We start from the raw sequence: 21810 nt of genomic DNA on the forward strand, positions 1-21810 counted from the left end.
CAGGGTCCCTGAGGCGGCGTCTGGTGTTGTCGTCCGTGCTGCCGCCGGGTGTGGTCACCGTGATCGGCGCGGTGGCCACCGCGCTGGCCGGCGACGGCCACCTGGACCGGGCGAACCAGGGCGCGGTGTTCGGCGGGGTGGTCCTCATCGGTGCCATGACGGCCGGGATCGCCGGCATACGGGCCTCGGCGGAGGCACGAGCAGTCACCGAGCAGTGGGCGGAGCTGTCCCGCGGGGCCGACCGGCGCCGTGCCGAGCTGGCCGAGCTGGCCCGTGCCACAGCCGAGGGCAGGGCCGAACTCCAGTCGCTGAGGAGCCGGTTGCGGGCCGGGGAGCGGCCTGTGCTGCGCCGGCCGGAACTGCCGCCGCAGACCGGCCCGGACGAACTCTCCCGTCTCGGCTTCGAGATCGCCACGGCCCGCCACGAGGCGGAGGCGGCCCTGCTGGAGACCGCCGCCGGTGCGGTCGGTGCGGAACACCACTTTCGGCTGGAGCAGTTCGAGGTGTTCGCCAACCTGGCGCGCCGCCTGGAATCCCTGGTGCACCGGGAGATCGGTCTGCTGGACAACCTGGAGAACGAGGTCGAGGACCCCGACCTGCTGAAGGGGTTGTTCCGGGTGGACCACCTGTCGACCCGCATCCGCCGCTACGCCGAGAACCTGGCCGTACTCGGCGGCGCGAACACCCACCGCCAGTGGACCCGCCCCGTCGGCCTGACCGACGTGCTGCGTTCCGCCGTCGCCGAGATCGACCAGTACGCCCGGGTCAAGCTGGTCCCGCCCATCGACGGAACGGTCAGCGGCCACGCCGTGGTCGACGTCGTCCATCTGCTGGCCGAGCTGCTGGAGAACGCGACGGTGTTCTCACCTCCGCAGACCACCGTGCACGTGCGGGTGGAGCCCGTCGCCGCCGGGGTGGCGATCGAGGTCGAGGACCGGGGCCTGGGCATGTCCCCGGCCGAGCGCAACCAGATGAACACCGTTTTGAGCGCACCCGACAAGGTCTCCCTCGGCGAGCTGCTGCAGGACGGCCGGATCGGCCTGTACGTGGTCTCCGTCCTGGCTCAGCGGCACGACGTCGCCGTGCAGTTGCAGAGCAACGTCTACGGCGGCACTCAGGCCGTCATGGTGCTGCCCAGCGCACTGCTCGGGCCGCAGCCGGCAGCTCCCGCGCACCAGACCGTCCCGAGCCCTGGTGCGGAGCCGCAGGAAACGGTGGAGCACGAGGCGTCGGACCTCACGGCGACAGCGACGACCGTCGCCGAGGATCCAGGCGTGTCCGATTCCGGGCCCCGGCCCGCCCCGGTGCCCTCCGACAGCGAGGGCGACCGTCCGCGGCTGCCTCAGCGCCGCCGCCAGGACCACGCCGCCGAACGGCCGCAACCGGTCCGCAGCTCCGGTGCCTCCGAGGACCTCGAACACGACCCCGGCCTGATGGCCGCGTTCCAGACGGGCCTGCGCAGGGCCGAGGAAGCGGAGACGCCCTGAGAGCCGGGACCGCCCTGAAAGCCCGGGGCCCGTTCTGCAAGCCGTTTCCTTCTGTCGAAGAGGAGTACACGATCGTGGCGAGCGAAGACCTTTCCTGGCTGTTGACGGGCCTGGTGAACCGGGTGCCGCACACCCGAAGCGCCTTGTTGCTGTCCTCGGACGGGCTGGTGAAGGCGGCGGAGGGTCTCGACGAGGACGCCGCGGACCAGTTGGCCGCGCTCGCCAGCGGGCTGTACTCGTTGGCGCGCAGCGCGGGCCGGCACTTCGACGACGGCGGTGACGTGCGACAGGTCGTGGCGGAGCTCAGCACCTCGCTGCTGTTCGTCTCGGCCGCCGGGCACGGCGCGGTGCTGGCGGTGCTGGCCGGACGCGAGGCGGACGCAGCGGTGCTGGGCTACGAGATGGGGATGATGGTCAAGAGCGTGCGCCCGCACCTGGCCACGCCGCCCCGGCATCCGGTGGGATGACCGATGACGCCGGTCCTCCCCGACGGACCGCTGGTCGACGAAGCGGCCGGGCGGCTGGTACGTCCCTACACGGTGAGCGACGGCCGGACCAGGGCCACGTCCCACTTCACGCTGGTGACGATGGTGCGGGCCACCGGCGCGCAGACGCAGGGCGCCTTCGGCCTCGAGCACGCGCAGGTGCTCGCGCTGTGCGAGCGGCCGGTGAGCGTCGCCGAGGTCGCGGCCCGGATGCAGGTGCCCGCCGCCGTGGTCAAGGTGCTGCTGTCCGATCTGGCCGAGGGAGGCGCGGTGGTCGCAGGCGACGCGCCCCCCGCATCCTCCGGCCACTACGCACGACCTGATCGAGACCTCCTGGAAGCGGTACGCGATGGCCTCCTCAAACGACTGTGACCCGCTGCCCGCCGACGTCCTGCCGGTGGGAATCAAAGTGCTGATCGCCGGCGGGTTCGGCGTGGGCAAGACCACCTTCGTCAATGCGCTCAGCGAGATCGAGCCGCTGAGCACCGAGGAGATGCTGACCGCCGTCAGCGCGGCCACGGACCGGCTGGACGGGGTGGAGAACAAGGCCACGACGACGGTGGCCCTGGACTTCGGCCGGATCACGCTCGGTCCGTCCCATGTCCTGTACTTGTTCGGCACGCCCGGGCAGGAGCGCTTCTGGTTCATGTGGGACGAACTCTCCGAGGGAGCGCTCGGGGCGGTGGTTCTCGCCGACACCCGCAGGCTGGAGCACTCCTTCGCGGCGGTGGACTTCTTCGAGCGGCGCGGGATGCCCTTCGTCGTCGCCGTCAACGAGTTCGACGGGGCCCACCGCTACCGCGGGCAGGAGGTGCGGACCGCGCTCGACCTCAGTCAGGAGGTGCCGGTGGTGCTGTGCGACGCCCGCGTCCAGAGCTCGGGCATCCGCGTGCTGCTCGAACTGATTCAGCATCTGCTCACGACAAGGAGTTCCCATGGCAGCGACACCGACCAACCCCTCCTCCGGGCCTGAGGCCGGGATCGCCCTGCGCCACCTGCTCCTCCCCCCGGAGGACCCCGGGGTGCGCGCCCGAGCCGAGCGGCTGCGCGAGCTGGGCATCGATGCCCGCCCGGATGCGGAACTCGACGCCTTCGCACGGGAACTGGCGCACCGTACCGGCGGCTGCTACGCCGGGGTCAACTTCTTCCTCGACGCCGACCGACAGTACTTCGCAGGCCTGTACAGCGCCGCGCAGGACACCACGGTCCATGTGGGCCCGCCGTTGCTGGAGGACCCGGTGCCCGGCCGCGTCATGCCCCGCGACATCGACATGGGCATCTGCCCGCACGTGGTCAAGCGGCGCCGGGCGCTGGTGCTGGAGGACATCCGGGACTTCCCGCGGTTCGCCGGCAACCCGGTGGTCGACGCGATCGGCGTCCACTCCTATCTGGGCGCACCGCTGATAGACAGCACCGGAGTGGTGCTCGGCACGATCTGCGTGGTCGACCAGGACCCGCAGCCGTGGGGGCGCAGGGGGCTGGAAACCATCAAGGCCATGGCCGCGGAGCTGGTGGAGCGGCTGGAGGAGTCGGCGCGCCGTCGCAACTGACCGGCGCTGCCGGGCTCGCACGCCGTCGCCCCGGTGCTTTCCGGCGCGGCCGTCCAGCGCCCGGCCGCGCCTCCCGCACGCAACGCCCGGTCATCCGGCCCGGACCGCCGCCTGTTCGCTCCTCGGCAGGGAGGGCCGCACGGCATACGCGTTCGGCAGCCCCCGGGTCCCCTGCTCCTTTGCGACTCCGTCAGCCTTGGACGGCCATTTCCCCGAGCAGGGACCAGTCGTCCTGTTCCAGGGCCGCGTTGACGATGCGCGGCGTCTCGGCCAGGTGGGGTGGCAGGGTCTGCTGTGCCGACTTGAAGTGGTCGGACCCGACATGCGCGGCACCGGCGTCGGCGTCGCGGAACGCCTCGACGAGCACGTACTCGGTCGGATCGTCGAGGCTGCGCGACCAATCGAACCACAGACAGCCGGGCTCGCTGCGAGTGGCCTGCGTGAACTCGCGCGAGATCTCGGGCCACCTCTCCGCGTACTCCGGCTTGACCCGGAACTTGGCCGTGATGAAGATCATTTCACGCTCCCTGATCGACTTGATCTTCACCCATCGTAGGACGGCGGGCGGCCACCGCGCGGTAGCTCGAGGCGCCGGAAGCGGGGGAACCGCCGGGGCCGCCCCACCGGCCCGACGAGTGGTCCGTTCGGGGCCCTGCCTGCGAGCGTCAGGGCGCGGGGCGAAGGCCGCATACGGCGTCTCACGGCCGCGGCCGGGTGACGCATCCCTCACCCGCCTGCCGCGGCCAGGGGTGGACCGCTTCCTCCCGAAGGCCGATCGTGGGCGGCATGGACGATCACCGCAAGCCACCGGGTACGGCAGGGACCATCGGTGAGGACGTGACTTCGGGTGAGGACGTGACTTCGGGCGGCGAACAGGCCGATGAGGTCCGTTCCTTCTGGGGCCGGCTCGGTCTGCCCGGGCTGATCGACGTCCACACGCACTTCATGCCCGAGCGTGTCCTGCACAAGGTCTGGGACTACTTCGACACGAGCGGCCCACTGATCGGGGGCATCGAGTGGCCGATCTCCTACCGGAGGGACGAGGCGGAACGCACGGCCCTGCTCCGGGAGTTCGGCGTCCGGGCATTCACCGCCATGCTCTACCCGCACAAGCCCGGCATGGCCACGTGGCTGAACGGATGGGCGGCCGGCTTCGCCCGCCGTACCCCCGACTGTCTGCACACCGCGACCCTCTATCCCGAGCCGGGTGTCGAGACGTACGTCCGCGAGGCCGTCGAAGCGGGCGCGCGCGTGTTCAAGGCGCATGTGCAAGTGGGGGCCTACGACCCGGCCGGCGAACTTCTCCGGCCGGCCTGGGGGTTGCTGGCCGAGGCAGGGATTCCCGTGGTGATCCACTGCGGCTCGGGACCCGCGCCCGGCAAGCACACAGGTCCGGAACCGATCGCGCGCGTACTGGCGCGGCACCCGAAGCTGCGGCTGGTCGTCGCGCATCTGGGGATGCCCGAGTACGAGGAGTTCCTCGGCCTCGCCGAACGGTACGACCAGGTGCGGCTCGACACGACGATGGCGTTCACCGAGTTCACCGAGGGCCTCATGCCGTTCCCCCGCCGTGCCCTGCCCCGGCTCGCCGGACTGGGCGACCGCGTCCTGCTCGGCTCCGACTTCCCCAACATCCCCTACCCGTACGTACACCAGCTCCAGGCCCTGGAACGCCTGGATCTCGGACCGGAATGGCTGCGGGCCGTGTGCCACGACAACGCGGCAAGGCTGTTCGGGCTGTGAAAGGGGCGCCATGACCAGGTGGTCCCTGTCCGGGCGGGGCCGGCAGTAGCCCTGCGGGCCGACAACGGCGCACTCTGCGATCAGTTGATCCGCCTCCGCCAGAAGGCCGGTGCCGGGAACCGGCTCGTCCCGCGCCAGGCTGACGCGCGCCGCATGCCCGTCGGTACCGGTCGTCAGGGTTGTCGGGGTTCGTGCCCATGAGCGACGGCGGCCTGCCGCGCGAGCTCGACGTTGAACTGGGCACCTGCCAGGAGCGCCAGGTTGGACAGCCACAGCCAGATGAGGAAGACGACGACCCCGGCCAGGGAGCCGTACAGGCGGTGGTAGGTGCTGACATGAGAGGCGTAGACGGTGAAGGCGAGGGAGGTCGACAGCAGGAGCACGATCGCCAGGCCGCCGCCAGGCGCCATCTTTCGCAGCGGACGCGACGGTGCGGGACCGGAGCGGTAGAGCACCAGGACCAGGACGATGGCCACCACCGCCAGAACAGGCCAGCGCAAGGTGTCCCATGCGGTCTGGGGAAGGCTGCCCATCTCCAGTGCCCGTCCCAGACGCCGTACCAGGCTGCCGCTCAGCAGCAGAGCGAGCGTCGTGGTCAGGAGAAGAGCGATCAGCACGATGGCCGTGACGATGATGCGTGGGGCCGTCCGCCACACCGGCCGGTGCGAGCTGACACGGTGCATGGCGTGCAGGGCCCGGCGGAAGACACTCAGGTAGCTGGAGCCCGACCACAGGGCCCCCGCCGCGCCGAAGAAGACCAGCAGCCAGGCCGCCGAGGGCTGACCGGCCATCTGCTGGAGGGCGCTGCGCAGCAGGTCACGGGATGCGGCGGGCACCACATGGGTGAGCCGGTCGATCACCGCCGGTTTCGCCGTGGGCATGGTGAGCCCCAGCACCGAGAGAAGCACCAGCAGCACGGGGAACAGGGCCAGGACCGCGTAGTAGGTCAAAGCGGCGGCCCAGTCCGTCACGTCGTCGTTCCAGATCGCGACGGGTGTCCGGCGCAGCGCAGCCCACCACTGGCCCGTCCGGCCGCCGATCTCGCGCATGGCGCGGACACTCCGGCTACCCACTGTCCACGCCCCTCCAGCAGCGGCCGACGCCGACCGCCCTGCTGTCGCATCCCGGCATACACCGGGGACTCTATCCTCGAAGAGGAAGTCCCGGACGCCGTCCTCGGTCCGACGCGCGCGCAGCCCGTTTACCCGCCCTGCACGAAGTGATGTGCCGCGCCCGTTCAGGGACGAGGCGTCGGCCGCGCTCACATGTCTTTTCCTCCGGGTCCTGACCTGTGGATGTACTGGTCGGCCCAGGCGCTGATGATGTGAGCGGCGCGCTGGGCCTGTCCTCGTGCGGTCAGGAGATGGTCCGCTCCTTCGAGCGAGACGAAGCTTCGCGGGTGTCGTGCCTCGCGGAAGATCTCCCCTGCGTTGGCGATGTCGACGGTGTTGTCGGTAGGCGAGTGCATGACGAGCAGCGGCAGGTGCAACTCGCGTATCCGCTCGCGCAGGCGGGCTTGGTGGACGTCTTCGACGAAGGCACGCTTGAGGACCAGGGTCCTGCCGCCGACGAACCACTCGTGCGATCCGTCGCTGAGGACCCGTTCCATGACCGCGTCGTACTGTCTCTCGACGTGGCTGGGGTCGGCGGGCGCCCCGATCGTGGCGACCGCGCGGACGCCGGTTGCCTCGGCCGCTGCGGCGATGGCGGCCGCGCCTCCCCACGAGTGCCCCACCAGCAGGTCGGCCGGCGTTCCGCGCTCCGCCATCAAAGTCGCCGCCCGGACGGTGTCCTGGACCTTGACGGTGAAGGAACCGTCCCCCCAGTCACCGTCGGAGTCTCCGATCCCGAGGTTGTCGTAGCGCAGCATCCCGATCCCCTCGCGCGCCAGCTGCTTGCTGACACGCGAGGCGGCGGGCGAGTTCTTGCCGAGTGTGAATCCGTGGACGAAGATCCCCCAGCCCCGGATCTCGCCTTCTGGCAGGTCGATCGACCCGGCCAGTTCGGGGCCGACGACGCTCTTGAATCTCACTTCTTCAGTCATGTTGATCGCCTCGGCACGCACTGGTCGTGGGGTAGGGGCAGGTGGGGGGTGAGGGCGGCACCGGCACCACGCTCGAGTTCCGCGCAGGGGAGCCTTGAGCGCGGCGCCCGACGCTGTCGGCGCGTCAGACGGCCGGCTTGTGGGCGGCGGCCGGATCGGTGGCGAGCAGTGCCGTGATCTCATCGGCGAGGTGCGGGCCGAGCTCGCCCCAGCCCTCCTTGTAGCCGTACACGCCGGCCAGGGTGCGGGCCTCGTAGTCGCCGTTCATGATCTCGATGTCGTCGGCGGTGATGAGTGCCGGGTGGGCGACGCCGACGGCCGCCGAGACCTTGAGCAGTTCCTTGCGCAGGGTGCGCAGGTAGACAGCGGCCCGGGTGGCCTTCGAGACCGGGTCGAGTCCGCGGGCGAGCCATGCGTTCTGGGTGGCGATTCCGGTGGGGCACTTGTCGGTGTGGCACTTCTGCGCCTGGATGCAGCCGATGGACAGCATCGCCTCGCGGCCCACGTTGACCATGTCGGCGCCCAGAGCGAAGGCGACCATGGCGTTCTCGGGCAGGCCGAGCTTGCCGGAGCCGATGAAGGTCAGCTCGTCGGTCAGCCCCAGCTCGGCGAAAACGCCGTAGACCCGGGAGAAGCCCATCCGGAACGGCAGCGACACCGAATCGGTGAAGATCAGCGGCGCCGCCCCGGTGCCGCCCTCACCGCCGTCGACGGTCACGAAGTCGACACCGCGATCCCCACGCGCCATCAGCGTGGCCAGCTCCTGCCAGAAGCCCATGTCGCCCACCGCGCTCTTGACCCCGACCGGCAGACCGGTCTCGGCGGCGAGCAACTCGACGAAGTCGAGCATCGAGTCGACATCGCTGAACGCGGTGTGCCGCGACGGAGAGGCGCAGTCCTTGCCGACCGGGATACCGCGGATCTGCGCGATCTCCTCGGTCACCTTCGCACCCGGCAGCATCCCGCCCAGCCCCGGCTTGGCGCCCTGGGACAGCTTGATCTCTATCGCCCTGACCGGGGCGCCGGCGACGACGTCCTTGAGCTTGTCGAGGCTGAAGCTGCCGTCCTCGTTGCGGCAGCCGAAGTACGAGGTACCGATCTGCAGGACGAGGTCGCCGCCGTTGCGGTGGTACGGCGACAGACCGCCCTCGCCCGTGTTGTGCATCGTGCCCGCCAGCGCCGCCCCCTTGTTGAGCGCCGTGATGGCCGCGCCGGACAGCGAGCCGAAGCTCATCGCCGAGACGTTCACCACACTCGCCGGCCGGAACGCCTTGGCCCTCCCGCGCGGACCGCCCAGCACCTTGGCCGACGGCAGCGGCGCCTGCGGGTCGTGCACGTCGGGCAGAGGGCCGGCGAACGTGCGCTGCTTCAGGTAGGCGTGCCCCTGCACATGCTCGACGTCGACGTCGGTTCCGAACCCGAAGTAGTTGTTCTCCTCCTTCGCCGACGCATAGATCCAGCTGCGCTGGTCACGGCTGAACGGGCGCTCCTCCTCGTTGGAGGTCACGATGTACTGCCGCAGCTCCGGCCCGATCGTCTCCAGCAGGTACCGGGCGTGCCCGACCACCGGAAAGTTCCTCAGCAGGGCGTGCCTCTTCTGCATGAGGTCGCGGGCAGCCAGGAGCGCCACTGCTGTTGCGGCGGCCGCGCCGATCCTCCGAGCGTGCATGAACGTTCCTCCTCGATGCACGACTCCATCGCCGTGCGGTGGAGTCGTCGTGTCGTGCGGGGTGTTGAACGGCGGGCACGGCCAAGCGGGCATCAGCGTCCGTCGAAGAATGCGAAATTGATATTAAGAGGCCGCCCGGACAGCCACGTGGCCAGGGGGCCGGTCCGGATTCGGCTTCGCGTCGGCGAGAGGGGATGGGACGGGGAAGCCGGTGCGGACACGTTCGGGCCGGTGTCGCCGGTGAGCTGTCGTCCCCGTATTCGTGTGAGCGCACCACCGCGTAGTGGTGCAGGAGGCGGTCCGGATGGCGTGGCGATGACCTCGTCACCGAAGACCTGGTCCCGCTCGCCGGCACTCAGCGTCGGGTGTCCTCCCCCGGGCGGTCCGAGTGAGCGTGGAGGCCGTGGCGCCAGTCGTTCACGGAATGCCGATGACCGAGTTCACCGGCGTGGACGAACATCGTCAACTGATCCTCGATCCAGGGGTCGGCTGTCAGTTGACGGTCTTCCGCACGTGGGGCGAAGCGGCCACTCGCCATGCGGTACGTGCCGGTGCGACCATGGCCGTCGTCATACGGGCGGCCGTAGACCCGCTCACCGCGGTCATGGAGCCGGTGACCGTGCGCATGGCCGGCACGGTGGTGATGCATGCCGTGGTGGCCGACGGTCTTCGCGTCCGCAGCCAGGACGGCCCGGGCCGGGGTGGGCCCGCTGTCCTGCGCGGTGGCCGCAGTCGCGGAGCCGCCGACGGCGAGGAGAGCGCCTCCGGCGAGCGCCACCGAAACGCCTGCGGTCGCGATACGCCGCATGAGCTCCTTCATGATCTTCCTCCTTGCACTGTCCGCCACTCCGTGCCTGCCGGCGGCGGACGCCCCGTTGTCCTGACCCTGGCCAAGCTACGCACCCAGACATAGTTGAACAATAAACTTGATGGGTGAAGCTAATCACCCGAATAGCCCGGAATACGTGGGGGCGGGAAACCGTGGCGCTCGACGGATGCCGGATGCCACGGGCAACGCGCACGTCGATGCCGTGGGCGCGCGGCGTCGAACAGGGCCGCAGAGCCCAGTCGGCGAAACGGCAAGGGAAGAGATCAACCACCCCGAGACCCCGGCGCACAGATCGAAGACCCAGCCGGTCGCCTCAAGGCAATGGCTCGCGCGCTGCTCGCAGGAGCCGCCGGCCGCCTGGGGCCGGGATCAAGCTGCGCCGCACCACCTCACCGGCGGTGGACGCTGACGGCGTACCCGCCGCCGTCGTAAGGGTCGGCGTCCCAGGTGGCGAAGCGGTCGACGAGGGTGAGGCCCACCGCGGCGCAGCAGTCGTCGTACTCGCGCAGGGTGGTGCTGGGCGGCACGGGCAGGTGGGCTTCGTCCAGGCCGAAGCCGGCGACCAGCAGACCGCCCGGGCGCAGGGCTGTGGCCAGGCGCTCGACCACCGCGGCCTCGGTGCCGGCGGCGAGCAACGGGATGACGTTGCCTGCAGCGACCACGAGATCGAAGTCCGCCGCGATGCCGAGCCGGTCCGGCTCGAGCGTGGACAAGTCGCCCTGGAGCCAGGTGAGTTCCGGCGCCTCCTGCTGCGCCACTGCCAGCATCGACGCATCGAGATCCACCCCGACACAGTCGTACCCGAGCGTTGCGAGGCGGATCATGACCCGTCCGGTACCGCACCCCGCGTCCAGCACCCGCGCCCCGGCAGGTACGAGGGCTGCGCAGAACCGCGCCTCACCGTGCACATCCTTGCCGCTACGGGTCAGGGCCGCGAACCGGGCGGCGTAGTCCTGTCCGGACGTCCCCCCGGTCAACTCCTGCCAGCGGCTCATGGGGCCGACTATAGCGAGGGCGAGCTCGGGTGCCGGCCCTGTGCGGGTGCAGGCAAGGGCCACACCGGTAGGCCCAAGTCAGCCACGGCTGGCGCCTTTTGACGATATGGGCCAGAAGATGCCGGCGTGCCCCGGGATACCCCACCTCCGGCATCCGGAGTGGCCGGCCCCTGCACCTCCCCAGGCGCGAGGTCACGTTTCGGCAACCCGATGCACATCTCTAGGCCGTACCGACTGGTCGGTACTAGCCTCTGCGCACACCTTCCGTCCGGACACAGAGACCCGGGGTTCGGCTGACCCGGCCGAACAGTGCTCGTGCCCGCCGCGCCGTACGGCGCGCACTGTCCGCACCCACCGCACCGGGCCCTCGGGCCCGAACCCAGGAGCCGCCGCATGGCCATGCCTGCTTCGCCCGACGACACGAACGTGAGACCAGCCGACCCCGGCACGCCGGAAGCTCCCGGCCCCGCCGCCCGGCTGTGGCGCCGCGAGTTGGACCACTACCCCGACACCTCACGCCGCATGGGGTATCTGGCGATCGTGGTGCTGACCACCGTGGTCCTCTACTACGCCCTCTACGTGCAGTACGCGGTCGCCACGTCGATCATCACGCACTTCCACATGACCTACAGCTACTTCGTGTGGGTCTCCGTCATCGGCAACGCGGTCGGCGCCTTCGCCTCGCTCGTGGCCGGTCTTGCCGACCGCTGGGGCCGGGCCAACATGGTGGTCTACGGTCTCCTCATCGCCGCCCTGCTCAGCCTCCTCGGCCTGCCGAACGCCCAGGGCAAGGGCACCTACCTGGTGCTCTTCGCCTGCCTCAGCTTCATCGAAGGCATCGTCCTGGTGGCCACGCCGGCACTGATCCGGGACTTTTCGCCACAGCTCGGCCGAGCCACCGCGATGGGCTACTGGACCATGGGCCCGGTCATAGGGAGCCTGGTCGTCACCGTCGTCACCAGCAGCACCCTGTCCTTCGCCGGCTGGCAGGACGAGCTGCGCTACTCCGGCTGGGCCGGGCTCGCCGTCTTCGTGTTGGCGCTGTTGGGCCTGCGCGAGCTGTCGCCCCGGCTGCGTGACCAGATCATGGTCAGCCTCCGCGACCGAGCGCTCGTGGAAGCACGGGCCAAAGGCACGGATCCGAGGACCGCGGCCGAGGGCCACTGGCGGCAGATGCTGCGGCTGGACGTCGTCGGCTCGGCCACCGCTGTCAGCCTTTTCCTCCTGCTCTACTTCGGCGCCGTGGGCAACTTCGTCGTCTATTTCGCCACCACCTTCGGCTACAGCGAGCAGCGCACCAACGGGCTGGCCAACTGGTACTGGGCGGCCAACGCGGTGGCACTGGTGGTGGCGGGGCTGCTCTCCGACAGGCTGAAGGTGCGCAAGCCGTTCATGCTCGCCGGAGCCGTCGGTTCGATCGTGGTCACCTCGCTCTTCGCCCTGCACGCCACGGAGCAGCACACCGGCTACTACACCTTCGCGGCCCTGTTCGTCGCCATCGGTGTGCTCACCGGCGTCTCCTACGCACCCTGGATGGCGAGTTTCACCGAGACCGTGGAGAAGCAGAACCCGGCCGCAACGGCGACCGGTCTGGCCGTGTGGGGATGGATCATCCGGGCGGTGGTCGCGATCTCCACAGCGTTCGTCCCGGTCGTGGTGACGTCGGCCACGCCGCTGGTCGAACATGGGGCCCAGGTGAAGGCGGCAAGTGCCCAGGCCGCTCCTGCTCTGGCCATCATCGACGCGCACCCGCGGCTTTTCGCCAAGCTCGGGGCCTACCCTGCGGACGCGGTCCCGCCGGCATTGGCCGCTGAGGCGGGGCGGGAGGTCGGGGCCGAGGGCCTGGCCACCGTACACAAGGCCCAGCCGCAGTTGGCGCTGCTGCAGCGCTACGGATCCCAAGTGAAGAGCGCCGCGGCCGACGGTCCCCGGCAGTGGCGCACCTGGTGGCTGATCTGTGTCGCCGGCCAAGTGATCTTCCTGCCGTTCATCTTCGTCATGGCCGGCCGGTGGAGCCCGCGCAGGGCCCGCGACGAGGCGGTGGAGCACCAGCGCGCCGTGGACCGTGAACTGGCGGCCCTCTCCGAGGAGAGCGACTGATCCGACGGCCACCGTCGAGCCTGGGTGGGCAGCCTCTGAGCTGCCCACCCAGGCTGTGGCGTGGGCGTTCGCGGCGCGCCCGGTCGGCTCGCCTCCGGCCACGGCACTCAGTGCTGCCGCTGCCGGACTTCGAGGGCCGGCCCAGTGGCATCGCACCGCTGAGCCGGCTGCCCGCCGAGCCGTCCGGGGAAGCATGCCTCGCTGCGGGCACGAGACACGGCGACCCCGCTGTCACGGAGGGTGCTCGCCGCATCGGACGAACTGCTGACGTCCGCCCTGGAGGGGCCGGCACCGACGCCGCCGTGAAAGGTGTCCGTGTGACTGCTGCGACAGGCGGGGAATCCGCGAGAAGCAGACAATGTTGCTCATACGCGGCGTAGCGCGTGGGCACGGGAGGTGGCCATGGGCATTCCTTTCGGGCCGCATCTGTCGGTGCCGGGGTTGTCACCGGTGCGCGGTGTGGGCGTCGAGGCGGGCCGGGCCGCCGTGCGGCTGGTGCAGCTGCCGCTCGACATGGCTGCCGGGAGCATCGCGCAGCTGGCCGGGCACCTCGGCCGTGCCATGCCATGGAGGGAGGCGGGCCCGGATGAGCCGCCGCCGGGAGCAGCGGGAGCAGACGGGGCGCTGACGGTGCTGCTGGTGCACGGCCTCGGCGACGGGGAGTCCGTCGTGTCGCCGTTGGAGCGGTGTCTGGGCGGCGCCGCCGGACCGTTCTTCGCGGTGGGTTACTCCGCGTTCACTCCGGACATCCGCGCGGCAGCCCGGGTTCTCGGCGAGCAGGTGCACCTGGTCTGTACCAGCGGGACCCCGCGGACCGTGGTCGTCATCGGGTACAGCCTGGGCGGGCTGATCGCCCGCTACTACGTGCAGCGGCTGGGCGGGGACAGGCACGTGCCACTGGTGATCACGCTGGCCACGCCGCACGGCGGTACCGCGGCGGCGCTGCTGGCCCCGCCCCATCCACTCCTGCGCCAGCTGCGGCCGGGCAGCGATCTGCTCACGGAACTCGCCGAGCCGGCACCGGGATGCCGCACCCGGTTCGTGGCCTTCTACAGCGATCTGGACGAGATCGTCATCCCCGCTGCCAGGGGCCGCGTCGATCACCCCGATCTCCTGGCGCGCAATGTGCTCGTGCCCGGCGTCGGCCACCTGACGCTGCCCCGGCACCAGCCGGTCATCGATCACCTGTGCTCGCTGCTGACCGCCGCCCGGCAGGCCACGCCCGCCCCTGGCCTGTGGCAGGGGGGCTCCTCCCTCGCCGGATGAGGACACTCCCGCCCTCGGGCTCACGCAACCCGGCGCGTGAGCCCGAGGGCGGGGTGCCCGCTCAGTCCTGCCCGGGCAGGTCTCCGATGGAGCCCGCGGGACCAGGGACGGGTCAGGCGGGGACGCGTTCCGCGGTCGTGAGGATGGAGGAGCGCGCCTGATGGCGGCGCTCGTAATCCAGGGCTCGCCGAGTGATGCGCTCGGTGGCGTCGCCGAGCCGTTTCAGGATCTCGTCCTCCTGCATGCTGTCGTAACCGGGCCAGGGTTCGGGCCCGAGCAGGTCAGCGACCCTGTTCAGGACCGCCGGGCGGGCTGCGTGGGAACGCTCGTAGGCACCTACCGTGGCGAGATCCGTCTGGGGCAGTTGTGGCAGCCGCTCGAGGACCGCACGGCTGCTGAGCCTGCGGTAGTCGGGGATCGGCAGATCCAGTTCCGAGATGAGGGCTCCGTCCGGCGTACCCTGGAGCCGGTCCACTCCCGGCATGCGCTCGGCCGTCTCCCGCAGCCAATTGCTCCATTCGCGTACGGCCTGGGCGGCTCGGCCGGCGCCCATGCCGTCGGGAGCCGTGACGGTCGCCTCGGCGTGCTGTTCGAGGCTGTCGCCCAGTTCCTCCAGTGTCTCCTCGCCGTCGCGGCGAATGGAACGCAGCAGATCCGAGGTGGCGCCGTCCTGGGCTTCCTGGGCAATCCGCTCGGCGGCCCGGCAGATCGCCACGGCGAAGGCGGTGACCGCGTACTCGTCCTCGACGTTTCTGAGCATCTGAGGCTCCGTCGCCGTCCCCGGGCCCCGCAGGACGTTCGGGACGGCCTTGGCCGCGTACAGCGGCAGCCGGATCACTTGGCCGGTGAGGTGCCAGGCGTTCCCGGCGACGGTCTGTGCCAGCCGGCGAGGCTTCAACGAGTTCAGCCGCTCGTCGATGAGGTACACGTGCCCCCGGGCGTCGCCTGCGCGGCGCTCCAGAACCTCCCGGTACTCGCCGGCAGGCGTGACGGCGAGATGGGCTTTGAAACGATCGGCAAGCGCCGCTTCGGCCTCACGGACCTCACGCAGCGCTGGAACGAGCATGTCTGTGGCTACGGCCATGACGTTTCCTTACGGCTAGGGCGATGCTCGCATGACATCGGGCCAGAGCGACCCCGCCCCCCTCGTTCCTTACGGTGCCCCGAAACGCTCTGCCCCGCATCTTCCCGACGGCCACTCGATGGGTTTCGGGCGCAATCGGCGTCGGCAGAGCGACCGCATACGTTCGTGATCCTGCTCGTCGGCGAGGGTACGTTCGTGGTGGCGCGAGGGGAGCCCTACCTCTGATGAGGTTCGCCGGAAGGCAGGGCGACCCGCACGATGGCGTGGCGTGGCACCTGGCTGCCGGGCGAGGGTGTCTGCTCACATACCCGGCCGACGGGCGTACCGGGGTGAGGGCACGCCCGGTGCCGGACGGGCTGGACGCGTACGCCTGCTGCCTGGGCTCTCGACCGGGCTTCGGTCATCGTCTCACCGATCAGCGAGGGTGCCGTGACCCGGGGACGAGCAGGGCCGTGAAATCCGATGGCCACGCCGGTGCCCACGGCGGCCGCCAGCAGCACTGCCATCGCCTGCAGTGGCCGGCGGATGCGCCGTCGGCGCGCGGAGGGTGCTTTCGGGGGATCGAGTGGCGGCGGTGGATCAAGTGGCGCCGGTGGCTGGGTGTGTCGAACCGTCGCAGGTGGAGCCGGCAGCGGCGAGGTGACCGTGGTGGCGCGGCCTGTCAGTACGTTCCGGATGGCGTCACGCATCTCCTCGGCGGTCTGGTACCGGTCCGCACGGTCCTTGGCCAGCGCGCGCAGCACCAGGGTGTCGTAGGCGGCAGGCAGCCACGGAGCGTGGGCAGAGGGCGGCACCGGTGGTTCCGAGAGGTGCTTCATGGCCACGGCCAGCGGGGTGTCACCGCTGAACGGGGGGCGGCCGGTCAGCAGTTCGTACAGCAGGCAGCCGGTCGAGTACAGGTCGGTGCGGAAGTCCACCTGTTCGCCCCGGGCCTGTTCCGGCGAGAGGTACTCGGCCGTGCCCACCACCACCGAGGTGCGGGTGAGGGTCGTACCCGCCCGGTCCACCGAGCGGGCGATGCCGAAATCCGTCACCTTCACGGCGCCCTCGTGGGAGAGCATGACGTTCGCCGGTTTGATGTCCCGGTGGACGATGCCGTGGCGGTGGGCGTGATCGAGCGCCTCGAGCACGCCGGCGGCGAGTTCCAGGGCGTGCTCGGGTCCGGCGATCCGCGCGTCGCGCACGAATGGGAGCAGCGTGGTGCCCTTGACGTACTCCATCACGAGGTACGGGACGAGGCGGCCGTCGATCGTGTCCTCGCCCGCGTCGTAGACGGCGACGACAGACGGATGGCCCAACAGGGCGGCCGAGACGACCTCACGGCGGAAACGCGCCCAGTGTTCGGCGTCGGCCGCCAGTTCCGGCCGGAGCGTCTTCACGGCGACCGGGCGGAACAGCAGCAGGTCGTACGCCAGCCATACTTCGGCCATCCCCCCGCGGCCCAGGACCTCTTCCAGACGGTAGCGTCCGCCCAGACGACGTGAACGATCCACGATGCTCCCCCTCGTTGCCGACTTCCGCCGGGGCACCGTAGGGGCGGTTCTTGTGGGATCTCTGTGACCGGGCCGACCCCGTGGCGAGGCCCGGCAGTCGTCGGGGGCGCGCACCTCGTCCGGAGCGGCCGGTCGACCCTGTGCCGCGCCTGCGCCCATGAACGAGATCACGCCGGGGCCGAGGCAGTCGGCGACGTGGTCAAGGGGAGGGCCAGGACGCCTCCCAGGCCGGTGATCCGGCCGGAGGCGGTCGCGACGACCGGGATCGTGGGACCAGTGCCGGCCCGGACATCGGCGCCGAGGCGGCAGAGGGACCTGAGCCCGCAGCGCCTCGTCCGGATGCGGAGGGTGCTGACGGTAGCCTTGGAGCGCCCTCCGGCGCAGTCCAGGCGGGCCGGGCGCGCGACCGGACGGGCCCATCAGGCTTGGGCGCTCCGATGGGCGGTCGCCCGCCGCCCGGCGGGTGGGACGGCGCTCGTGCGGCTGCCCCGGACCACCACACACAAGGACGGCAACCGAGTGTCTTTCTTCACCATCGGCCACCGCGGTGTCATGGCCGCCGAGCCGGAGAACACCCTGCGCTCCTTCCTGCGGGCCGAACGCGAGGGGCTGGACGGCATCGAACTGGACCTGCACCTGAGCAAGGACGGCGAGTTGGTCGTCATGCACGACGAGACCCTGGACCGCACGACGGACGGCTCCGGTCCGATCGCCGACCAGGAACTGCAAAAGCTCAAGGAGCTCGACGCCGGACTCGGTGAGCGCATCCCCACGTTCGGGGAGGTACTGGACGCCGTCGGGCCGACGCTGCCGATCCAGGCCGAGATCAAGGACGTGGCGGCCGCCCGGTCGCTGGCCAGGGTGCTCACCGAGCGCGACCTGCTGGGCCGGGTCTCGGTGCTGTCGTTCCACGACGCGGCGCTGATCGAGATCCACAACCTGCTGCCGCAGGCCCGCACCGTGCTGGTGGCAGGCCCCAGCGCGCACCGCGACACCTTCGTCGGCCGCGCACAGAAGGTCGATTGCACCCTCGTCAGCGTGGAGTTGTGCCAGCTGAACCGGGCCATCGTGGACAAGTGCGGCGCCGCCGGCATCGACGTGATGGCCTGGACCGTCAACGACGAGCGCGACCTGGCGCTGGCCCGGACGCTCGGCCTGGTGGGCTGTGTGACCGACCAGCCCGGCATGAAGCGGCTGGTCGAGGCCACGGCCTGACTTCAGGGGCCGGGGACCGATCCGGCCGCGGGTGCGGGTGCGGTCGGTCCCGACCCGCCCCCGCCTACCGCAGTTTGCCGAGCCGCGGTCCCGACGGACGGCCGCCCCGGGCACCGGTGCACGGGCGGCACCGGCAACTGCACGACTTCCACCGCGACATGCCGTCCTTCCTGGTCCGCGGGCGCCGGCGAGCGGCTCAGCGACGTGCCCGCTGCTGCTTGTCCCACTGAGCCCGTGAGAGGGCAGTGGGCCGCGGGAGCAGGACGCCGTCCACGTACAGGTCGACGTGCTCGTTGTAGAAGGCGACCATCCCCGCGACGGCGGCGCACGACACCGTCGGGAAGTCGTACGCCCAGGCGAGATCGTCGTGGACGACACCACCGCGCACGAACGACCAGTACTCGCTGGTCCTGCCCTTGTACGGGCACGCCGTCACCGTGTCGGAGGAACGCAGCAGTGTCCAGTCGACATAGGCACGCTCCATGTAGTAGCGGGTCGGCAGGCCGGTTTCGAAGAGCTTCACGGAGGACGGCGCGTCCGCGAGGACGGTGCCGTCCACCTCGACGCGCACGCTGCTGGACGAACGCAGCGCGTCCACCCGGGTGTAAGGGCTCCTCGGGTGGACGAAGACCTCCTCCTCCTCCTCGTACCACGCGTCGATCGCGTCCCACCGGAAACGGGCAGTACCGATGAGTACCTCCGGGGCGCCCTCGTCCCAGACCCACGCCGCTCCCTCACGGACCTCGGAGCCGACGCGCAGCGAGTGCCGCCGTGCGGGTCCGGGGCCCAGCCGGCCGAGTCGGCCGTCGTCGCTCAGGACGCCCTCGGCCAGATCCCGCAGCGGAATGCTGTACTGCGGATAGCCGGGCCACTCCCACACGTACAACGCTCGCGGGGTGTCGCATACGCACCGGCCCCCCACCTGCGCACGGATGCGCCGCGGCACCGGCTCGACGTGCCCGACGGGGACGATGAGACCCGGGTAGTCCACACTCTCGTCCGCCATCGGCGATCACCTCAGTCCGCTCGGCCGCTTCCGTACGTCCAGCTTTTCCCGCAGACGCGCGCACGGCCACTCGGTGCCGGCCGCTGCCGGCGCCGAGACCAGTCCTGTGATCGTGCCCGACGTGCGCACCCCCGTACGCCGATCTCGTAGCCCCCGGGTCCGTCACCGTCCCGCCCTGACTGCGCTCACGACGCTGCACCCGCTGTCCCCCGGCCCAGCTTCCAGACGCATTCCGGCCCGCACCTGGTTAGCCGCCCTGCCCGCGGCCGTCGCGCTCTCCGCGTGGAACGGCTCCACCGCCTACGCCGGCGCCGCCCCCTGGACACGCGGGCGTCGGCGCGTAGTTGGTGCTTCTTGTCACTGCGGCCCGCAACGGCTGTGCCCCAGGGGCGAGATTTTCACGCCGTACGCCAGCCAACCCTGCCCCACAAACCGGTCGCAGTGAGCCGGACCAAAGGGGCCGGTGGCCCGCGGCCACCGGGCGAGCCCCCCCGGCCGTCTGGTGAGACCTTGAGACACGCGTGTGTACCCCGCTCCCGGAACGGCGCCCGGCCCCTCCGCCCGGTTCCGCGCGACGGACGTGCCCTCCGGCCGCGTAGAGCAGACGACGGATTCACCCACGGAGGGGACAGCACAGTGACAGCGCGCGCACTCAACGGGGCACGGAGGGGTGTCAGGGGTACGGCGATCGCGGCGGCGGCGATGGCCGTCCTGACCGCGTCCCAGGCGCCGGGGACGGTCTCGGCCGAGGCCGCGGAGCCCGCGCGGAAGACGGCGCCGGCCGAGCACGATCCCAGCGTGTCCGGCGACACCCCGTACCGCAGCGGCCTTCCCCCGCTGCGGACACGGAACAACGGCTCGGCGCCGGGAGCGACGGGCGTCGGCGCCCTGCCCGCGAGCGTGTTCACCGCGTACCGGCGTGCCGAGGAGGAGTTGGCGCGCAGCGCGCCCGGCTGCCGGCTGCGCTGGCAGCTGCTGGCCGCGATCGGCCAGGTGGAGTCCGGGCAGGCATGGGGCGGCCGGGTGAGCCCGGACGGTACGACCGTCACGCGCATCCTCGGCCCGCGGCTGACCGGCGGCGCCTTCGCCGTCGTGCCGGACACCGACGGCGGCGCGTACGACGGGGACGCGGTGTACGACCGCGCGGTCGGCCCGATGCAGTTCATCCCCTCCACCTGGGCCCGCTGGGGCGCGGACGGCAACGGCGACGGACGGTCGGACCCGAACAACGTCTACGACGCGGCGCTCGCCGCCGGCCGCTACCTGTGCGCGGGCGGCCGGGACCTGTCGCACCCCGCCGATCTGGACCGGGCGATCCTGGGCTACAACCACTCGGACGCCTATCTGCGCACCGTCAAAGCCTGGTACGCGTACTACCTGACCGGACACCGCGTGGTACCGGACATGTCCGCTGGATCCCGGTCGGACCGGCCGAAGCCGTCCCGCCCGAAGAGGCCGAAGCCCTCGCCGTCGAAGCCCTCGGACGACCGGAAGCCGGGTCCCGGTCCCTCGCGCACGCCGGCACCGCCCGCCTCATCCTCCCCCGGCCCGTCCCCCACGGCCTTCGTCCCGAAGGCGTCCGCGACCCCACTGGTCCCCGTCCCCGAGCCGGCTCCCACGCTGCCCGGCGGCGGCGTGCCGCCCGGTACGGGGCCGCTGACCATCGGCAACGGCTGGAACACGATGGGAGTCTCCCCCTCCACAACCACGCCTACTCGGGGGTAATGTCGCCACCCGCCGGAAGCACAGGACCGGCGGGTGAGTGCGAAGGGGCCCTCATGGCGACGGACATGCCTGCGGACACAGCGGCCGCCGAGGAGCGTTGGCAGCGCATGTGGAGCCATCGCGAGCAGCTGCTCAAAGTGGCCCGGCGACGCTCCATGAGCCAGGAGGACGCCGAGGACGCCGTGCACGAGGCGATGCTGCGGGCCGCGGAACGCCCGGACCTCGACGACGAGCGGCTCGGCGCCTGGCTGACGACGGTGACGATGCGGCTGTGCGTCGACCGGTACCGGCAGGTCAACCGCGAGGCCGAGGTGGGCAGCCGCCCCACGCTCGTCGCGCCGGGCCCGGTACCCGTCGAGGAGGCGGTGTGCGACCGGGCCGAGGCGAAGTGGCTCGCCGTGCGCAGCGGTGAGCTGCCCGCCCGGCAGGCGGAGGCGCTGAGGCTGAAGTCCGAGGACCTGGACGTGAGTCAGGTCGCGGTGCGGATGGGGCTCAGCTACCGGACCGTCGAGTCGCTGCTCGCCCGGGCCCGGCGGACGCTGCGCGCCTCGCTGGCCGGGACGCTCGGGCTGGTGCTGTTCCTGGTCGGGCGCGCGCGGCTCCGCGGGGGCGGCAAGGCCCAGGTGGTCGCGGCGACCTCGACGGCGGCGACCCTGGTGGTGGCGGGGTTCGTGCTGCCGTACGCGCTCTATGCGGGCGGGAACGGGAACGGTCAGGCGCGGCGGCCGGCCGTGTCCGGCGACGCGCAGGTCCGGCGCAGCGACACCACGGGCGGGGGGCGCACCCACAAGGCGCGCGCCTCCTCGCCCCCGGCTCCCGGGGCCCGGAGCCGGACGCCCTCACCGACCGGGGGGACGTCCCTGCCGCTGCCGGTGCCCGTGCCGTCCCTGCCGGGCGTGTCCTCGTCCCCGCTCCCGGAGCTGTCGGCGCCGCAGGTGCCGGGCGTGCCGCAGGTGCCGGGCGTGCCGAAGGTGCCGGACCTGCCTACGAGGTCGGCTGCCGCGTCGGTCCCGTCGCTTCCCCCGGCCTCGGCGGTACCGGCCACTCCGCTCCCCTCCCTCGTCCCTGCCCAAAGGACGCCTTCGAGCACGCCGTCGCCGAAGCTGCCGTAGCACGCCG

20 protein-coding genes are annotated in these 21810 nt (G+C 71.3%); 12 read left to right on the forward strand and 8 right to left on the reverse strand.

Features of this window, described 5'->3' with window-relative positions:
- Positions 1–23: 23 nt before the first annotated feature.
- The 5 genes from ABZ919_RS02490 (at position 24) to ABZ919_RS02510 (ending at position 3522) form a co-directional block, all read left to right on the forward strand.
- Positions 24–1487 carry an ATP-binding protein gene (locus ABZ919_RS02490; RefSeq protein WP_361241559.1) on the forward strand — a complete coding sequence of 488 codons (1464 nt, stop codon included), beginning with the start codon at positions 24–26 and terminating at the stop codon, positions 1485–1487.
- Between the two features lie 74 nt (positions 1488–1561).
- Positions 1562–1954: a roadblock/LC7 domain-containing protein gene (locus tag ABZ919_RS02495; RefSeq protein ID WP_361241562.1), complete on the forward strand. Its 393-nt coding sequence runs from the start codon at positions 1562–1564 to the stop codon at positions 1952–1954.
- Positions 1955–1957: 3 nt separating this feature from the next.
- Complete coding sequence (locus ABZ919_RS02500; protein ID WP_361241564.1) at positions 1958–2344, forward strand: DUF742 domain-containing protein; 387 nt, start codon at positions 1958–1960, stop codon at positions 2342–2344.
- Positions 2322–2945: an ATP/GTP-binding protein gene (locus tag ABZ919_RS02505; RefSeq protein ID WP_361241566.1), complete on the forward strand. Its 624-nt coding sequence runs from the start codon at positions 2322–2324 to the stop codon at positions 2943–2945. The genes ABZ919_RS02500 and ABZ919_RS02505 overlap by 23 nt, the downstream gene beginning before the upstream one ends.
- Positions 2908–3522, forward strand: coding sequence for a GAF domain-containing protein (locus ABZ919_RS02510; RefSeq protein ID WP_361241569.1), 615 nt, complete (start codon positions 2908–2910; stop codon positions 3520–3522). The genes ABZ919_RS02505 and ABZ919_RS02510 overlap by 38 nt, the downstream gene beginning before the upstream one ends.
- 190 nt (positions 3523–3712) lie before the next feature.
- Here the strand turns inward: ABZ919_RS02510 and ABZ919_RS02515 are convergent, their stop codons facing one another.
- On the reverse strand, positions 3713–4039 hold the full coding sequence (locus tag ABZ919_RS02515; RefSeq protein ID WP_361241572.1) for a putative quinol monooxygenase: 327 nt from the start codon (positions 4037–4039) through the stop codon (positions 3713–3715).
- A 269-nt stretch (positions 4040–4308) separates the two neighbouring features.
- On the opposite strand from ABZ919_RS02515, the gene ABZ919_RS02520 reads away from it, so the two are divergent.
- Positions 4309–5265 carry an amidohydrolase family protein gene (locus tag ABZ919_RS02520; protein ID WP_361241575.1) on the forward strand — a complete coding sequence of 319 codons (957 nt, stop codon included), beginning with the start codon at positions 4309–4311 and terminating at the stop codon, positions 5263–5265.
- Between the two features lie 173 nt (positions 5266–5438).
- On the opposite strand, the gene ABZ919_RS02525 is transcribed toward ABZ919_RS02520, so the two are convergent.
- From ABZ919_RS02525 to ABZ919_RS02535, 3 genes are all read right to left on the reverse strand, one after another.
- Positions 5439–6314, reverse strand: coding sequence for a YihY/virulence factor BrkB family protein (locus tag ABZ919_RS02525; RefSeq protein WP_361241578.1), 876 nt, complete (start codon positions 6312–6314; stop codon positions 5439–5441).
- Between the two features lie 212 nt (positions 6315–6526).
- The gene (locus ABZ919_RS02530; RefSeq protein ID WP_361241581.1) at positions 6527–7309 is read right to left on the reverse strand and encodes an alpha/beta fold hydrolase; all 783 of its coding nucleotides are present in this window, start codon (positions 7307–7309) and stop codon (positions 6527–6529) included.
- A 124-nt stretch (positions 7310–7433) separates the two neighbouring features.
- On the reverse strand, positions 7434–8978 hold the full coding sequence (locus ABZ919_RS02535) for an FMN-binding glutamate synthase family protein (RefSeq protein WP_361241584.1): 1545 nt from the start codon (positions 8976–8978) through the stop codon (positions 7434–7436).
- A 430-nt stretch (positions 8979–9408) separates the two neighbouring features.
- Between ABZ919_RS02535 and ABZ919_RS02540 the strand changes: the two genes are divergently transcribed.
- On the forward strand, positions 9409–9891 hold the full coding sequence (locus ABZ919_RS02540; protein ID WP_361241587.1) for a hypothetical protein: 483 nt from the start codon (positions 9409–9411) through the stop codon (positions 9889–9891).
- A 305-nt stretch (positions 9892–10196) separates the two neighbouring features.
- Here ABZ919_RS02540 and ABZ919_RS02545 read toward each other — a convergent pair whose 3' ends face one another.
- The gene (locus ABZ919_RS02545) at positions 10197–10802 is read right to left on the reverse strand and encodes a class I SAM-dependent methyltransferase (protein WP_361241589.1); all 606 of its coding nucleotides are present in this window, start codon (positions 10800–10802) and stop codon (positions 10197–10199) included.
- A gap of 393 nt (positions 10803–11195) precedes the next feature.
- Between ABZ919_RS02545 and ABZ919_RS02550 the strand changes: the two genes are divergently transcribed.
- Together ABZ919_RS02550 and ABZ919_RS02555 are read left to right on the forward strand one after the other, a co-directional pair.
- Positions 11196–12902, forward strand: a complete 1707-nt coding sequence (locus ABZ919_RS02550) for an MFS transporter (protein ID WP_361241592.1) — start codon at positions 11196–11198, stop codon at positions 12900–12902.
- Between the two features lie 402 nt (positions 12903–13304).
- Positions 13305–14168: a lipase gene (locus ABZ919_RS02555; protein WP_361241595.1), complete on the forward strand. Its 864-nt coding sequence runs from the start codon at positions 13305–13307 to the stop codon at positions 14166–14168.
- A 112-nt stretch (positions 14169–14280) separates the two neighbouring features.
- Here ABZ919_RS02555 and ABZ919_RS02560 read toward each other — a convergent pair whose 3' ends face one another.
- Together ABZ919_RS02560 and ABZ919_RS02565 are read right to left on the reverse strand one after the other, a co-directional pair.
- Positions 14281–15252: a hypothetical protein gene (locus tag ABZ919_RS02560; protein ID WP_361241598.1), complete on the reverse strand. Its 972-nt coding sequence runs from the start codon at positions 15250–15252 to the stop codon at positions 14281–14283.
- A gap of 215 nt (positions 15253–15467) precedes the next feature.
- On the reverse strand, positions 15468–16745 hold the full coding sequence (locus ABZ919_RS02565) for a protein kinase (protein WP_361241601.1): 1278 nt from the start codon (positions 16743–16745) through the stop codon (positions 15468–15470).
- A 519-nt stretch (positions 16746–17264) separates the two neighbouring features.
- Here ABZ919_RS02565 and ABZ919_RS02570 point away from each other — a divergent pair.
- Positions 17265–17960 (forward strand): glycerophosphodiester phosphodiesterase family protein, encoded by a 696-nt coding sequence (locus tag ABZ919_RS02570; RefSeq protein ID WP_361241604.1) that lies wholly within the window; start codon positions 17265–17267, stop codon positions 17958–17960.
- A 196-nt stretch (positions 17961–18156) separates the two neighbouring features.
- Here the strand turns inward: ABZ919_RS02570 and ABZ919_RS02575 are convergent, their stop codons facing one another.
- Positions 18157–18966 (reverse strand): DUF427 domain-containing protein, encoded by an 810-nt coding sequence (locus ABZ919_RS02575; protein ID WP_361241606.1) that lies wholly within the window; start codon positions 18964–18966, stop codon positions 18157–18159.
- 702 nt (positions 18967–19668) lie between these two features.
- On the opposite strand from ABZ919_RS02575, the gene ABZ919_RS02580 reads away from it, so the two are divergent.
- Positions 19669–20691: a lytic transglycosylase domain-containing protein gene (locus tag ABZ919_RS02580; protein WP_361241818.1), complete on the forward strand. Its 1023-nt coding sequence runs from the start codon at positions 19669–19671 to the stop codon at positions 20689–20691.
- 53 nt (positions 20692–20744) lie between these two features.
- On the forward strand, positions 20745–21803 hold the full coding sequence (locus ABZ919_RS02585) for a sigma-70 family RNA polymerase sigma factor (protein WP_361241609.1): 1059 nt from the start codon (positions 20745–20747) through the stop codon (positions 21801–21803).
- The last annotated feature ends 7 nt before the right edge of the window (positions 21804–21810 follow it).

Origin of the sequence: Streptomyces sp. NPDC046759, assembly GCF_040645475.1 — a bacterium.
GTDB lineage: Bacteria > Actinomycetota > Actinomycetes > Streptomycetales > Streptomycetaceae > Streptomyces.